A 14,584-nucleotide genomic window follows, 5' to 3' on the forward strand; every position below is an offset into this window, starting at 1 on the left:
CCCATAAGGACAATGTTTTGTCCCTGATGGGTTTAAATAATCTTGCGATTACCAGTTAACGAACGATGGTTCTACATCAATGTTAATTGGATTAATGGGGGTATATCCAGATTCCAACAGGCGATTAGAATAGACGGGCTTTACATTATCAGCAGTAGAAACTGTGATATGAAATACCTGTCCATTAGACCGTTCTTTTTTACCATCAACTGAAACAACTAAAGCTTGCGCTTTATCGTCAGAAGCAACACCGATAACTTGGACATTATTGGGATTGGAAGGTAAAGGGGAATTATTAGGAATACCAAAATCTACGGTTATATGGTGCATAAAGTGATTACAGTGAACTGGTGAAGCAATGCGCTTGATTTGTTCGGGTTTCACTAAATAGCAAGAATAAGCCATATCATTAGTCCTATTGTGTAAGAAAAAACATATAGGACTCACCTGTTTGGTGTGTCCCAAACAGGGTTTCGTTTTGCATAAAGCTGACGAAGAACGAAGCTTCGGTTTAAGGTTTTCTCCGTTAAAGTCTCTACTATTTTGTACAATGCACAATGTAGTTGAGACACAAGTGACTTCTGCGCGGGAGTTAAATGACCATAATGGCCATAAAAAAAGTGCTAACAGAAGTGTTTTGTTGATTAAAGTTTAGACGAACCTGCGGCGAAGGTAAATACCACCAGCACGATATTTCCCCTAATTCAGTAACTAATACAGATATAAAAAACTCATACTTTTAACGTCGCACTATCAAAGTCAGAATAAAACAAATATTATTTCTATCTAGGTAGCGCATAGCCGTATTCGATTAAGCAAAGGAATGACAATGGGCGCTTTTACTCTCATACCATTTGGATTACACCTGAAAAGCAATCAGGTAGTAGATGTTGGCAGCGTTCAAAACGGAATTAAGTGCGACTGTATATGCCCATCCTGCAAAACACCTTTAATAGCGCGACATGGTTCCATCAAAGAGTGGCACTTTGCTCACCAATCAAGAGACGTAAAAAAGAAAACAGTAAAACCCTGTGATTATTCCTTTGCTGTATCGGTAAGGTTAATGATGAAACAGTTATTTGAAGAAGGCGCGATGCTTTGTCTACCTGCCTATTTAAAAAGCTTATCTTCCACCATTCCGGGGTCGGAGCACCCATACTCACATCGATACACTTTGACTGAGGAAAAAGTGGTTCAGTTCGACATTGTGGAATCAGAACTGATGCGCAATGGCGTAATGGTAGATCTTGTTCTTAAGATTGGTTCGTTCGAACTGGTTGTGTACATTACGTATGATGGTCGACGTATACCAGAACAACTCAAAAGCCCAGAAAACAATTCTGGGGTAATAGAGTTTAATGTAATGTCTTTAATGCAGGCTTTTGAAGAAACCAAGTCTGGTCAATATAAAGACGCTCTCATTGAGTTCCTAGCGCGTTCGCACACCGGTAAATATTGGCACTATCACCCTAGAGAAGTACGATTTCAGCAACGCCACGATGAGTTTGTTTGTGAAAATAAAGAAACATTACTAGCTGATATCGACACTCCAAGAGGCATATATCAGAACACGAACATTTATACAGGGCCTGCGACTCATACTAACACGACAGAAATCGCGAACGCCTCCCCAAAAACCTTAAGTACTTCAAAACAACAATCACGCATTTATGCGCTCGAAAAAGGGTCCGAATCCGTTTACGTGTTATTAGGTAGTCACAAAGCTTCCTATGAAAACGGTGAAGGATTTCGTGAAAATACCATGGGAAAATACACTGACTTCAGAGAATCTATGCTCCACCTTTGCATAAAGTGCGAACAGAGCTGGGAGGGGAAATCAAACCTATGCAATCAATGCCAAAGTTTTGAGTACACGCGCTCTGTTTTTTAACTTCTACGGGGGTTAAGGGTGCCCATAGTTTGCAGATTCGTATCACTTTTTTATTTTAAGCTTCAAATTTAAAATCCTCGCTGTCCTTATCAAGGCCCTGAGCATAAAGCATTGCGTCTCGTTTCAACTCAGCAAATGCAGCTTTCGCCATGTTTAGCTTGCTTGCATCCATCTTCGTTTCATCAAATACACGTTTATACTTAGAAAAGAATTCACTCTGATTTTTCACATTGGTAGCGTTCGATATCATCTGCCAAAATTTCTTATCCATGAACTCACCTTCCCCCCAGATGAAGTATTGCTCTGCTATAACATAAATTTCTTCAATGCTATAAGCTCCTGTATCACTGGTAGAATCAATCATCACTGCGATCCATTCGGTGCCCGAAGCTGAGCCTAAACGCTTCTTTAACTCTTCAAAATCTTCGTTAACCATATTTTTTGAATAAATCCTTACCGGTTTCGATAGAGAGGCCAAGCAAAGTAAAATAAATAACAAGCTATGCCATCATTGGAAAGGTTAACGCCTTTATTGTACAAAGTTGCGCGGCCTACAATGAGCCATGAGATAAGTAATGGTCCAAACAAATACCCATACAGGAAAAAAGCTACCATAAACACAAACATCATTACCAAATATTCTTTCATAAATTCCTCAGTCAGGGATTACTTCAATTAAAAAGACTGCGGAATATGTAAAACTGGACATTGTGTGTATTTTTATTATTTTCCATTAGCTCGATTCACGCATTTCTGCGTGATTAACGATGTGATTTTTAGGTAATTCGTCATCAACAGGTGACACATCACGCATTAATTCATCACGCAGCGACGCAAGTTCATTTTTTGCACCAGTGTAAAACGCGTTTACCAACGCTTTTTCTTTATCATTTAAAGCGTGAACAAGCTTTGCTTTTTGTTCTTGGCCTAAGTCGATTAAGCGCTTATCGATGTACGTGAATGTGTTCATTGCTGCCTCGTGTTTCCCATTTGCCTATTTCAGTAAAAATTGACTTTTGGTAAGCCATCCAATTGCGTCTTGACCAGTGTACTCAACAAGAAACTTTTCCTTTGACTGATCATACTCAACGATTACAGCAGAGCCGTAATCAGTAATAATTTCCTTGCCATTTATATTCGGTGCCATGTCTCTGTTTCCAATATCGTTAATTAAGGCCAAAACGGACTTTTCAGCCAGTCAGTTACAACGCTCATCTGCTTTTCATCCAAGTGAGCAGCTGCTTCGATGAAGTCAAAATTAAATTGATTGTTACCGCACCATACACCCGCAGCAAACCTTGCCATTATTTGCTCACCTCTCGATGCAACTTCACAGTACTCATCAACACTGCTTGAAATAAGCTCCCTCTTGCTGAAGTCAAACAACGGCCATAGATAAGGCATTTCTTCTTCAATCCATGTGGCGAATCTAGCTTGGCTAGATGACAAAGAGGTATTGATTTCCATTGTGTTTCCTATATCAGCTTACTAACGCACGAACACGCGCTAAAGCTTCACTAATCACGTTCTGGGGCGCTTTTTCGATAAACTTGATGCCTCGATAGTCATAGTCAATTGTCTTTACCTGTTGGCATAGAACAACCCCTTTTGTTTGCGTTTTATCGCCCAAATTAACTTCAAAGCCATGCCCTCTTACCGTCGATGTAATTGGTGCAACCAGAGCAAGTTGGATCTGCTTGTTAAATGGCTCCGGTGACAACACCAAAGCTGGCCTTTTATGCGCTTGCTCATGACCAGCAGATGGATCGAAATCAGTGAAAACAATGTCACCGCGAACAGGAATATACTTCTTAACCACTACAGCGCCTCTTTGCCAACGGGCGAATCGTTCAACCACGCCTTATCATCATCATCCAAAGTCATTGTCTCGGGACTGCACTGAGCCAGCAGCTCATCAAGGGAATACTCTAGCTGACGCATAGGCTCAATGATAATCCGCCCATTTTCTGTTTTAACGTCAATCTTTTCGTTAACGTCAAGATCCAATTCCTTCAGCAACGCAGCAGGAATAATTACCCCTTTTGAATTACCATACTTGCGAATTACAGTTTCCATAACAACCCCCCCACGTACCAACAATGTTTATACATTAACACAATCAGCCAACGTTGCAACTTTGTTGGTACTTTAAATTGTTTAGACAAAAAAAGCGCCAATGGCGCTTATTTCCCATGCCTAAAATTGCACTTTTTCTGAAGAAAAATATACTTTAGTAGTCTAAACATTGCCACAATTGGAGCAATTAAAATGGGCGATGTCGGAGACTGAACAAAAAACGTCACCATATGAAAACTGTAGACTTCATAAAGGGCTAATATATCAGAAAAAAATGATGCAAAACGAGATAAACTAGCCAACCCAGAAGCAAATGAAAGGCGAATGACTTGAACGCCACTAGCAGGGCTGTGGGAGCAGCTTATTATCCATGCTTTTTGCCGACAAGAGGGATAACCTGATTGAAGAAGCCCTCTTATTTTCCTAAACAATGAATTTATCCCATTTCCCGTAGCTTGCTCTAATATGACCTTTTCGTAAACTCAACCCAATTAGCAATGCGCCACATAGCAAGCTTGAAACAACTGAAACCAGAGGGGCACCGAGCAGAAATGGCGTGGTAAATAATGCCAGGCCTAGAGGAACAAGCGCATAACGTACCATGCGCCCAGACTCGGCAGTAGCAGTAACAACGACTGTCAGGACCAGAGCGCCCACCACATGATCAGCATTGGCCATGCTGCCCTCTGCCCCCAGCGTCAGACGGGTGAACATCAGCCAAACTCCGATAGGAATGCAAAGCGCAAGATTCCAGGGTAAAGTAACGCCACCACCAATCATGTCTTTAAATACCGTGATGGGGCCCCGTTCAAACTCTCTTTCATCACCCTTCCAGGCTCCTGTATCAGTATCGCCGGTAAAGAAAATACGTAGCAATGGGCGACCTTGCTTTTTACGACGCCATAAGAATTCAGCAGTTGCCACCAGTTCATCCAGCGAATAAGGAATTTGAATCAGCATGGCTGCTGCACCAATCAGGCAAAGTGTACACCAGGTTCCAATAACGATGGGCTGAATAATAATGAAGAAAATCGACACCACGCCTAATGGCACAATCATGATGCCGAACAGCATTACCAACCAGGGCATGGTGCGCCAGCGGCGGGTTGACCCCATCAGGCCGGTAAGAATTTCCAGCGCATAAGTCATAGCACCTAACCCGGCGTCGGGAACCGGCCACGCCTCAGATACCTCAGATGTGATAATTTCTTCGGTGCCATTTTTCGGGTCACCGCCCCCGCCTGCAAAAAACGGTTCCCATACCGCGTCTATATGTCCTAACTGGAAGGCACACAAATAGCGTGAAATAAAAAAACCTACAAATGCGAGCAAAATAATAGGCATCCGTTGCACCCAGCTTGACGGATTAAACTCCCAACCGGGCGGAATATTGGGGCCGGTCTCCGCCGCTATTAGTGATACACCGGGCGTTGGCCGCGAGCACACGGCAAAAGCAATAATCAGCATGCCCACTAACGTGCCGTTCAGATAGGCCCCCGCCGTAGGAGCCCAGAACACCAACGGTGCCGAGAGCACCCAAAATCCGACAATTCCCGCGGCCCAGCGAGCCTGGCTCATTCGCCATGACAGACTTAAACCGGCAAACACCAGCAGTGCCAGACCCGACCCCATGTCACTAATCGTCATTGCGCGGCTTTCATACCCCAACAAAAATGGCGCGGTTAACAACCAGAACGCCAACCCGATATTCATAAAGTGGGCCCAAATAAAGTTGCTATGGGCGTCACGATAATGATCTTCGTGCTTTTCACGAATTGCGTTGGCGTTAACTTCTTTTTCCTTCGCCGTTTGCATCCAGTCTGGCAAAGTGATGCCATTGGCTTTATACCAACCTGGCGGATCTTTTTTCAGATTGTCAATTAACCGTTCCAGTGCATCATAAATGTGGTGCTGTGGTCGCCAATTTAACTGTTCCTTTACCCGGCTGAGATTAAGGTCATAATGATCACTTGATAAATCAATCATGAATGGTTTGATGAACGGCTTTTCACCATGATCAAAGGCGTCAGGTACCACCGGCTCGGTTTTTTCTTCCAGCCAAGCTCCAGGTTTAGCAACATACTCCGGTATTTCGATGGTGTTCCACTCTCGTTCACCATAAATCAAATGACCAATTCGATTTTGCAGCGCCTGATAACCCATTACGCTGTCTTCGCCGGCCAATAGTACATTTTCTTTGGGCACTTCATGGCGCTTTTTAACCAGCTCGGTAAACAATGACACCATATCGTCTTTATGCAAAAAAGCTTGTCCGGCCATTTTATCGCCCGAGTACACCCAACTCTTAAATTGCCGCTCGTAAATGCGGGCGATCTGATAGCTTAAAGTGGGAACAGCGGTGTGGTCATCGTACAAGCCTGCCATTCGTAACAGGGTATAGGGAATTTTGCCATGATGGCTGCGAATGGCTTCTTCGGCATCGGCTTTAGACTGCGGATAGGTCCAGCCGGGCTCAATGGGCGTATCCTCGATAATTTTTTCTCCAGGGACCCCTGCCCGATGAATGAGCATGGTGGAGGAATAGATGAAATGATCCACATCAAAGCGCTGCAGTTCGGTTAGAAAATCCGCCGTCCCCTTTACATTGAGAGCCTCATACAATGGGTTGTCTTCGCCCGAGAAATCATAATAGGCGGCAAGGTGAATCACGCAGGCAATATGACTGCCATGTTTTTCATGAATTTTATACAGCGCAAGGGAAATGGAGTCTTTGGAGGTAAAATCGCACTTGTAACTTTCATCGGCACTTTCGCAAGGTGTCAAATCCAACCCAATAAGGTGATAATCTTTTTTCAGCACCTCACAAAGTGCACTGCCTACGCCGCCAGATGCACCAGTTATCAGAACAATCCGCTTTTCTGCTGCTTGTTGTGCCATCAATAAGTCCTTGCCTGAAACCTAAAATTAAGAGGGTTACTATTTAGTAACGAATCAACCCGCGTTTCGGGTCATTGACAGAGAGAAAACGATGAAAATAGACAAAATCTAATCAACTTCGGCAATTTAGGGAAACGCGCCGCGTCTGCTTGATAATCGATAATGCGGCGGGACAGTGTAAAACTTGCGAACGACAGGAATATACTTTGTAGTAAAAACACGATTGGTTTGGGGAGCCATCATGCAAGGAGCCTTTGCTGCCACACCGCGTTGGTTAATAAATGCCATAGACTAATGATTTTAATTGAATAAGTAAGATTGCACGACCGCAAAATGAAATTTAATGTTTTCAATGCGCGAATAGGAATAAAACTTGATGGTTTAGAGTCTCGCAATACTTCCTTGCTGGCACACGGTGTCGGCGCCCATTTGGATAAGGAGCCTCTCATGTCATTTATCTCAGCCGGTCCTGCAGACCGCCTTGAAAACCTCAAACCTAAACGCGTTACCCTTAACGATACAGAAATTCTTCTCATTCGTGACGGTGAAAACGTTTATGCCAGCAGCGCCGATTGCCCTCATAAAGGTGCGCCTCTTGAAGATGGTGCAGTATGTCCAGGCAAGTTGGTTTGCCCATGGCATAAAGGCACTTTTGATATCGCCTCTGCTGATGTATGCGAGCCACCTGCACTAACAGGATTATCTCGGTATGCGGTTGAAATACGTGACGGCGAGGTACTTGTGGATCCCGAACAGGCCACCGACAGCACCGATAAACGACAAAACCGATTAACTGCAGTTAACGCACATTCTCATATTGTGATTGTCGGCGCTGGCGCAGCAGGCGCTGCCGCTCTGCAAAGTCTGGTGAACAATCGTTACCACGGTCGGATCACTGTTGTTGATCCAGAAGCAGATGCACCTTATGACCGAACACTGCTTACCAAAGCTGTGACAGCGGGCGACATGGAACCTGATGAGGTAGACCCCCTTGTTAATCAAGACGACATGGATATCACAGAAGTTACACGCCTAGTGGCTAAAGTATCCGGAATTGATACTGCCGCCCATCAAATTGAGCTATATGATGGTCAATCGTTGGCATACGATCGATTACTTATTGCCACAGGCGGGATCCCCGTCCGGCCGGATTTACCCGGCGTTAATTTGTTGGGGATCCATACGCTTCGAAATATTGAGCATGTGGAAAGTCTATTAGCTGACGTTGAAAACACGAACAATATTACCATTGTTGGCAACAGTTTTATTAGTCTGGAAGTGGCCGCTTCATTAAAGCAGCGTAGCGACAATATACGGGTAAAGGTTATCGCACCTGATGCGGTACCGTTTGAAAAACAATTTGGAACCCAAATCGGGCAGTATTTCCGTGATTTACACGAGAAGCATGACGTCGAGTTTGTCGAGGGCACAGTAAGTGGATTTCATGGTACTGAAAAAGTAGCCGCAGTGAAGCTGGAAAGTGGCGAAATGTTGGAAACCAATCTGGTGCTGCTAGCTACCGGCATAACGACTGATAAAGATTTACTCAATAGCTTTACATTAACGCACCAGGGATTGGTGAAAGTGAACGAATTCCTTGAAGCTGCTGAAGATGTCTATGCGGTGGGTGATATTACCAGCTATCCGTATAATGGCGAAGAAATGCACATTGAGCACTGGCGACTAGCCCAGCAGCATGGTCGTTGCGCAGCAGAAAATATACTCGCGAGCCTAGCCTACCCTGCCGAACGTAAAGCATTTGATCGCACCCCTTATTTCTGGACACAGCAATTTGATGTAAAGTTTGAATACGTAGGTCATGCAAAAGAGTGGGACGAAATCGAAGCGGTGGGCACACCGGAAGATGAACAATACCTCGCTGTTTTTCGCAAAGATGGTAAGGAAATCGCCGTTCTGGCTAAAGGTTATCCTCAGCTGACAGCAAAAATGGTGATTGAGATGGACGACCATGTTGCGCTGTCATCGCTAAAAGCTGTACTTGAAGCTGCTTAATTAACAAGCTTTGATTTGGTGACGAGAAAGCGCGTAATGGCGCGCTTTCTATGACAAGATTGCTAACTATTCTCCGAGGCCGGTAGTCCTCACGTACAAATCCTTCTGATTAAACAGTCAGCGATTTTCGTTGTAGCTGTCTATACCAGCGATGCCCCACCCAAAATGCTGCGGTGATGTAGGGCACTCCGCCTACTACCCACATGATAAGTCCCGCTAATTGCTGATCGGCAAGGTTGCGGGATTCACCGTAAAAAGGAGTGCTGCCAAAGGTAAGAAACGCACCTAAAAAGCCCGTGTGCATTAGCGTCACCAACAGTGCCAGCAACGCATAGGGAACATTACGGGTAAAGGCATGTAAGCAGGCCCACCAAAACCATACCGCCGATATCAGAAAGCAGGCGTGTTCGAATACGTGAATCCAGGGATTCTCCAACGCCAACATATAAAATTTCGGGATGTGCCAGAACCAGATCATCATACCGTGAAAGTAGGTGCATACCATCGGATATTGAGTGATTTTAAATGCATATTTCCATAATCTTTCCCCATATGCTCCACAAGCCCTGTAGAACTGTGGCAATGGCCGAGCCAAAGCGAAAGCTGGCGCTATTATTACCATCATAAACATATGCTGGGTCATATGCGCAGCAGAGCTATGTTCAGCCCATTCGTCCAACGGACCCAAAATGGTAAAAAAGGTGATCAAAATGGTGATATGAAATAGCCATCTCCGCCATGCAACTGCGGTAGCGTAGCGGCAGCCCCATACATAGATTATCCAGAATATCAGTACTATCACCGCCGTAAGGCTAGCGGAAAACGCGTCCTGGCCACCACTGGTAAAGGGGTTGTGCGCCCATGCACCGGTTGACCAAAACAATAACGTTGCTACGAGAATAATTAAATACATGGTGCCATCGCCAAAAGAGGAATGCCAACAGCCAGCGTCGAAATGGCCGAAGCAAGATAACTTGTCGCCGCTACACGCAGTAAAAAGCGCGACTCATTTTCTGCATTTGCCGCTACGTGCCACGACTTAAAGGCGCAAATTCCCAAATAGATAACAATAAGAAACGTAGGAATTAAAAAACTAAGGTTTATCCAATTAAATGGGCCCGCCTCGGCCGCAGGTTTAGCCAGCTGACAAGCCACCGCGACACCGCCATATGTAAATACAAACCAGAGCGCCCAAATCACAAACCCGGCCACAAGATGCCAAGGGTGCGCGCGGGAAACTTTCATTTAGCCTCCCATATTGTTGGTAAGATCAAAAAGCTTGCGAAGCTTAGCCAAAAAATAACAAGTGTAAACAACCACATGGGGCTCATTACGACAATTTCATAGGACAGCTTTGTACTGATGTAATCATAACTAACCCGCAGTGCCTGGAGCGTAGTGGTGATCACGCTGATGATACTGTGGAAAAGCAAAAAGGCCAGCATCACCAACAATACGGCATCATACGCATTAGTCGTAAATTGCAGGTCACTCGAAACAGTGATGAAAGCCAATAGTCCAACATGACCCATTCCACAGACTGAAACGAGCCAAAGCCACTTAGCGAGCGACTTCTCTTGCTCACAGCGCAAATAGCGATTCAGACGGCGATACAAAGTCACTGCAATGGTCAGTAACGCACCACTTAGCCCCATTAAAACCGGCGAAATTGCCGACACGTCAGGTAAGGTTTTATTTGGTGAAACTGTCCACAAATATAACCAACCGAAAAGCAGCGACAAATATAAGGTGCCGTCAGCTAACAGAGTCACACACATACCCCATAACCCTGGCCCGTCAAAGGTGCGCGAGTGCAGAGGCGGCTCTCCCCGGCTCGCTTCTTCATCCGTCAGTGGTGCCATCGTCTTGTGCGTGCCGTTCTCCCAACTCCAGCGTAAAAAGAAGCCTAGACCCAATATGGCGAAAAAGATGCCGACCATATACGCTTTAGACACCAGGCTGATGCACAACCCCGCCAGGGTAGCCGCACAAATTAGAGGCCACCACGAATGGCTGGGAATATGAATAACTTCTTTTAGCTTGCCACTAATCGCATCTGTTCCATACAGTTCCCGTCGCCCGTGCTTAATACTTTTTAAGCCATGTTCGCCAGCTGGAATGCTATTAATCAACGACGGGTCGTCCCATAGTGGATGACGTGATTTTACCTCAGGGATACTGGCAAAATTGTAAGATACCGGCGGCATGCCCGTGGCCCATTCCAATGTATCAGCTTGCCAAGGATTAGATGAAGCCTTTCGACCATATCGAAAATGTAGCGTCACATCTAAGACGAGCATTAAAATACCAATCGCGAGCACGAAGCCACCAATGGAAGAACTCAGATTTAACCAATCCCAGCCCAGGCCACTTTCGTAAGTAAACACTCGGCGTGGCATGCCCAACAGACCAGTTAGGTGCATGATCAGAAACGTTGAATTAAATCCGACAAACACCAAGCCAAACGCCCAGCGTCCCATTCTCATAGACGGCATTCGTCCGGAAAAATGGGGCAACCAGTAATATAGGGCGGCGATCAGCGGAAAGAACATACCGCCAATAAGCACATAATGAAAATGTGCCACTACAAAGTGCGTATCGTGCACCTGCCAGTCAAAGGGCACCAGTGCTAGCATCACACCTGTCAACCCACCGCAAACGAAGATAAACAAAAAGCCAAAAATCCATAGCATCGGCAGTTCAAACCGCACACGGCCTACCCACAATGTCGTTAACCAAACGAAAATCTGAATGCCTGTGGGAATCGCCACCAGCATGCTGGCAATGGAAAAAAATGCCTGGGCCAAATGAGGGATCCCAACGGTAAACATGTGGTGTACCCATAAGCCAAAACTGATAAACCCAGTGATGATTACTGATAACACAACCCAACGATATCCCACCAGAGGTCGACCCGCGAACACTGGCAATATAGTGGAGACCATACCCGCTGCCGGCAGAAAAATAATGTAAACCTCAGGATGGCCGAATAACCAGAACAAATGCTGCCATAAAATAGGGTCACCACCAGCGTTAGGATCAAAAAAAGGCATTTGCGCTGCCCGCTCAAGCTCTAACAGAATGCTAGCCAGAATCAGCGGAGGAAAACCGAACACGATCATTAACGCCATCGCGAGAATATACCAGCAGAAAATAGGCATTTTGCTCAAACTCATGCCCGGCGCTCTCGTACGCAAAATCGAGACGGTAAGCTCAATACCTGCCGATACTGCAGATATTTCCACAAAAGTCACTCCGAGTAGCCAGAAGTCTGAGCCCGCGCCGGCGGAATAGTCGTCGCTGGATAAGGGTGTGTACATAAACCAGCCCGAATTAGGCGCGATGCCTAGCACCAGACTTGACAGCAAAATCAACCCTCCAAAGAGGTAACAGTAATAGCCTAAGGCGCTCAAACGGGGAAAGACTAGATCGCGCGTGCCGATCATCTTTGGAATAAGATACATCGCCGCGCCTTCCAGAACCGGAATGGCAAACAAGAACATCATAATAGTGCCGTGCATAGTAAAAACCTGTGAATACAGGTCGGCAGTAATGAGTGTCTGACCTGGCAACGCCAATTGCGAGCGGATCAGCATTGCCAGCAAAATGCCTACGAGAAAAAAGATCACCCCGGTTAGCATGAATCGCTGACTGATAGAAGTATGGTTTACCGCTGCAAGATTGCCCCACCCAGGTAGGTTATCCCACAACTTGGCAAAATTTTTGTGTAGTTCTGATTTGCCATTCATTGTGTTTTACCTTGTTGGACGAGCCATGCATCAAACTTCTCAGCAGAATGAGCAATGACTTTAAAATGCATTTTAGCGTGAGAAAGGCCGCAATATTCGGCGCATTGGCCACCGAACTCACCTACTTCATCGGCTTGCAAACGCACGATGTTCGTGTGCCCCGGGATCGCATCAATCTTTCCCCCTAGCCGTGGCACCCAGAAGCCATGAATCACGTCCGCACTAGTCACATGAATATCAATTGGCGTATCGACAGGAATATGAATTTCATCTGTTAGTTCAATATCATGTTGCGGATAGGTTACATCCCACGCCCATTGTCTGGCATGCACATCAATTCGCACAGCGCGCTCATCTGCCCAAGGCAGCATAATATTCCCGGCTGGAATACCAAAAATGAGCAATACGGTTATGCCCACCGTGGGTAACACAATACCGCCCCACAAAACCATACGAGTAAGAACGCGTTTTACATCTGCATCGCTATATTTACGATTGCGTCGGAAGCTGGCATACCACCAGAGTGAGCAAATCCCCAGTAATACCACGACTCCAACCGTGAGCATGCCCCACCAGATTGTGGTAACCGCCTTGGCTGACGGACCTGCAGGGGCGAGAATGGAATACGGCTCACTGCAACCTGCCAACAATAAGGCACTGGCAGTGAAAAGATATTCTGTTACTCTATTTACCAAACTCACTCCTTAAACGGTATTTAGGATCTGATGCTTCTATGTCGAATTCAATAATCAGCAGCCGCGCTTCACTTAGGGGGCATGCACTACATCCAGCCCTGATCCATTTTCCCATCGCGTTTTTGCTCATACTCATTGTCACAGATACTGTATTTATCCTTACCAGCGATCCTTTCTGGGCTGAAGCCAGTTTTTGGCTTACTGCTGCTGGACTGGCATTTGGTGTTTTGGCCAGCCTTGCCGGTGCCATTGATGTTTTTACTGTACATATTATTCGCCATATTGTCGCAGCCTGGGCTCACGCCGTTCTAGCAGTAATGACGCTATCGCTGACCACATTTAACCTTACCTTACGCTTAGGCGATAACCCCGGCGAACTTATTAATCCCTGGGGAATCTATGTCAGCGTTCTAGCTGGCATCCTTATCGGTATTACTGGTTTTTTGGGCGCTCAACTGGTTTTTGCTTACGGCGTAGGTGTTAACGAGCCTCAAAATAGTGAACGCTAAGTTGAGCCCTAGATTGGCCATGGCACAAAACCAGGTGCAGCAGGTTTTGCCAGGACCACAAACAGTATGCTTCCGACGCAGCAAAATATCGCTATCAGAAAGTACCAGCTAAAGCCTGCCAGATAACGCATTTCCTGGCGTTCAAGGCGCGTTATCAGTAGCCCAAGGCTCGCGTGCAATATCACCAGTATCGTCACAATGGTTAGTTTCACCATCAGCCAGAAAGTAAGGGTGTCGTTTATTACAAAGACCAATGTTCCCGCAATAATAGAAATGATAGCCGCGGGCGAAGCCACATACGCGAATATCAGCCGCGCTACCGACCCCATTCCAAATGGAATATCGATAAAGTCTTCGCGCATTTTCGACTCAGTAGCAATTAAGATTGGCAAATACAACACGGTTGCCAACCAGATCAGAAGACCGAAGATGTGAAGACCTAAAAGCCAGAGCATGAGCAACCTTACATTTATTTCATAATACTAGTTACAGCACTCGCCCCTGAAATGGTTTAGAAAAAAATGAATTTTTGCGATCGCACGTGACGAAGTGAAGTTAGCCGATCCCTTATTAGAGAGTAAATGAACAATATAATTCCAACCTACGGTCAGCGGTAGAATATTTACTTGTAGATAAAAGTTACTGTACATACGATCTATACACAGTTTCTCAAAGAGCAGAGATGATAAAAAATGAAATGTTCCTCACTTAACGTTGGAGCCTTTTACAAGTTAAGTAAGAGTAGAATAAAGC

At 45.4% G+C, this 14,584-nt stretch carries 16 protein-coding genes; 3 read left to right on the plus strand and 13 right to left on the minus strand.

Annotated elements, in window-relative coordinates:
* Positions 1–48 precede the first annotated feature (48 nt).
* Entirely contained in the window at positions 49–405 is a 357-nt protein-coding gene (locus tag ACTRWF_RS19265; protein ID WP_012519712.1) for a hypothetical protein, read from the minus strand.
* Between the two features lie 424 nt (positions 406–829).
* On the opposite strand from ACTRWF_RS19265, the gene ACTRWF_RS19270 reads away from it, so the two are divergent.
* The gene (locus tag ACTRWF_RS19270) at positions 830–1,891 is read left to right on the plus strand and encodes a competence protein CoiA family protein (RefSeq protein WP_012519713.1); all 1,062 of its coding nucleotides are present in this window, start codon (positions 830–832) and stop codon (positions 1,889–1,891) included.
* Positions 1,892–1,946: 55 nt separating this feature from the next.
* On the opposite strand, the gene ACTRWF_RS19275 is transcribed toward ACTRWF_RS19270, so the two are convergent.
* From ACTRWF_RS19275 to ACTRWF_RS19305, 7 genes are all read right to left on the minus strand, one after another.
* The gene (locus ACTRWF_RS19275; protein ID WP_012519714.1) at positions 1,947–2,327 is read right to left on the minus strand and encodes a hypothetical protein; all 381 of its coding nucleotides are present in this window, start codon (positions 2,325–2,327) and stop codon (positions 1,947–1,949) included.
* A 297-nt stretch (positions 2,328–2,624) separates the two neighbouring features.
* Positions 2,625–2,861, minus strand: a complete 237-nt coding sequence (locus ACTRWF_RS19280) for a hypothetical protein (protein ID WP_012519715.1) — start codon at positions 2,859–2,861, stop codon at positions 2,625–2,627.
* Positions 2,862–2,885: 24 nt separating this feature from the next.
* Positions 2,886–3,038, minus strand: coding sequence for a hypothetical protein (locus ACTRWF_RS19285; RefSeq protein ID WP_012519716.1), 153 nt, complete (start codon positions 3,036–3,038; stop codon positions 2,886–2,888).
* A 23-nt stretch (positions 3,039–3,061) separates the two neighbouring features.
* Positions 3,062–3,358, minus strand: coding sequence for a hypothetical protein (locus ACTRWF_RS19290; RefSeq protein ID WP_012519717.1), 297 nt, complete (start codon positions 3,356–3,358; stop codon positions 3,062–3,064).
* Between the two features lie 13 nt (positions 3,359–3,371).
* On the minus strand, positions 3,372–3,710 hold the full coding sequence (locus ACTRWF_RS19295; protein ID WP_015068052.1) for a type II toxin-antitoxin system PemK/MazF family toxin: 339 nt from the start codon (positions 3,708–3,710) through the stop codon (positions 3,372–3,374).
* The gene (locus ACTRWF_RS19300; RefSeq protein WP_012519719.1) at positions 3,710–3,967 is read right to left on the minus strand and encodes an AbrB/MazE/SpoVT family DNA-binding domain-containing protein; all 258 of its coding nucleotides are present in this window, start codon (positions 3,965–3,967) and stop codon (positions 3,710–3,712) included. The genes ACTRWF_RS19295 and ACTRWF_RS19300 overlap by 1 nt, the downstream gene beginning before the upstream one ends.
* Before the next feature lie 423 nt (positions 3,968–4,390).
* Positions 4,391–6,865 (minus strand): vitamin K epoxide reductase family protein, encoded by a 2,475-nt coding sequence (locus ACTRWF_RS19305; protein ID WP_012519720.1) that lies wholly within the window; start codon positions 6,863–6,865, stop codon positions 4,391–4,393.
* Between the two features lie 447 nt (positions 6,866–7,312).
* Between ACTRWF_RS19305 and ACTRWF_RS19310 the strand changes: the two genes are divergently transcribed.
* Complete coding sequence (locus tag ACTRWF_RS19310; RefSeq protein ID WP_015068053.1) at positions 7,313–8,878, plus strand: FAD-dependent oxidoreductase; 1,566 nt, start codon at positions 7,313–7,315, stop codon at positions 8,876–8,878.
* Between the two features lie 109 nt (positions 8,879–8,987).
* Here the strand turns inward: ACTRWF_RS19310 and ACTRWF_RS19315 are convergent, their stop codons facing one another.
* The 4 genes from ACTRWF_RS19315 to coxB are packed head-to-tail and all read right to left on the minus strand — an operon-like array spanning position 8,988 to position 13,322.
* Positions 8,988–9,791 (minus strand): cytochrome c oxidase assembly protein, encoded by an 804-nt coding sequence (locus tag ACTRWF_RS19315; protein ID WP_012519722.1) that lies wholly within the window; start codon positions 9,789–9,791, stop codon positions 8,988–8,990.
* Entirely contained in the window at positions 9,782–10,123 is a 342-nt protein-coding gene (locus ACTRWF_RS19320; protein ID WP_012519723.1) for a hypothetical protein, read from the minus strand. Before ACTRWF_RS19320 ends, ACTRWF_RS19315 begins: the two co-directional genes overlap by 10 nt.
* Positions 10,120–12,627: a cytochrome c oxidase subunit I gene (ctaD, locus tag ACTRWF_RS19325; RefSeq protein ID WP_462836065.1), complete on the minus strand. Its 2,508-nt coding sequence runs from the start codon at positions 12,625–12,627 to the stop codon at positions 10,120–10,122. The genes ACTRWF_RS19320 and ctaD overlap by 4 nt, the downstream gene beginning before the upstream one ends.
* The gene (gene coxB / locus ACTRWF_RS19330) at positions 12,624–13,322 is read right to left on the minus strand and encodes a cytochrome c oxidase subunit II (protein ID WP_012519725.1); all 699 of its coding nucleotides are present in this window, start codon (positions 13,320–13,322) and stop codon (positions 12,624–12,626) included. The genes ctaD and coxB overlap by 4 nt, the downstream gene beginning before the upstream one ends.
* Before the next feature lie 38 nt (positions 13,323–13,360).
* On the opposite strand from coxB, the gene ACTRWF_RS19335 reads away from it, so the two are divergent.
* Positions 13,361–13,831 (plus strand): DUF2231 domain-containing protein, encoded by a 471-nt coding sequence (locus ACTRWF_RS19335; RefSeq protein ID WP_012519726.1) that lies wholly within the window; start codon positions 13,361–13,363, stop codon positions 13,829–13,831.
* 8 nt (positions 13,832–13,839) lie between these two features.
* Here ACTRWF_RS19335 and ACTRWF_RS19340 read toward each other — a convergent pair whose 3' ends face one another.
* Positions 13,840–14,286, minus strand: a complete 447-nt coding sequence (locus tag ACTRWF_RS19340; protein WP_015068051.1) for a CopD family protein — start codon at positions 14,284–14,286, stop codon at positions 13,840–13,842.
* Between the last annotated feature and the right edge of the window lie 298 nt (positions 14,287–14,584).

This window comes from Alteromonas sp. G5_S2_22_S1 (assembly GCF_054968525.1).

Coding starts and splice junctions, on each gene's coding strand:
- ACTRWF_RS19265 (WP_012519712.1), bottom strand. CDS start 405: ATGGCTTATTCTTGCTATTTAGTGAAACCCGAACAAATCAAGCGCATT.
- ACTRWF_RS19270 (WP_012519713.1), top strand. CDS start 830: ATGGGCGCTTTTACTCTCATACCATTTGGATTACACCTGAAAAGCAAT.
- ACTRWF_RS19275 (WP_012519714.1), bottom strand. CDS start 2,327: ATGGTTAACGAAGATTTTGAAGAGTTAAAGAAGCGTTTAGGCTCAGCT.
- ACTRWF_RS19280 (WP_012519715.1), bottom strand. CDS start 2,861: ATGAACACATTCACGTACATCGATAAGCGCTTAATCGACTTAGGCCAA.
- ACTRWF_RS19285 (WP_012519716.1), bottom strand. CDS start 3,038: ATGGCACCGAATATAAATGGCAAGGAAATTATTACTGATTACGGCTCT.
- ACTRWF_RS19290 (WP_012519717.1), bottom strand. CDS start 3,358: ATGGAAATCAATACCTCTTTGTCATCTAGCCAAGCTAGATTCGCCACA.
- ACTRWF_RS19300 (WP_012519719.1), bottom strand. CDS start 3,967: ATGGAAACTGTAATTCGCAAGTATGGTAATTCAAAAGGGGTAATTATT.
- ACTRWF_RS19305 (WP_012519720.1), bottom strand. CDS start 6,865: ATGGCACAACAAGCAGCAGAAAAGCGGATTGTTCTGATAACTGGTGCA.
- ACTRWF_RS19310 (WP_015068053.1), top strand. CDS start 7,313: ATGTCATTTATCTCAGCCGGTCCTGCAGACCGCCTTGAAAACCTCAAA.
- ACTRWF_RS19315 (WP_012519722.1), bottom strand. CDS start 9,791: ATGTATTTAATTATTCTCGTAGCAACGTTATTGTTTTGGTCAACCGGT.
- ACTRWF_RS19320 (WP_012519723.1), bottom strand. CDS start 10,123: ATGAAAGTTTCCCGCGCGCACCCTTGGCATCTTGTGGCCGGGTTTGTG.
- ctaD (WP_462836065.1), bottom strand. CDS start 12,627: ATGAATGGCAAATCAGAACTACACAAAAATTTTGCCAAGTTGTGGGAT.
- ACTRWF_RS19335 (WP_012519726.1), top strand. CDS start 13,361: ATGTCGAATTCAATAATCAGCAGCCGCGCTTCACTTAGGGGGCATGCA.
- ACTRWF_RS19340 (WP_015068051.1), bottom strand. CDS start 14,286: ATGCTCTGGCTTTTAGGTCTTCACATCTTCGGTCTTCTGATCTGGTTG.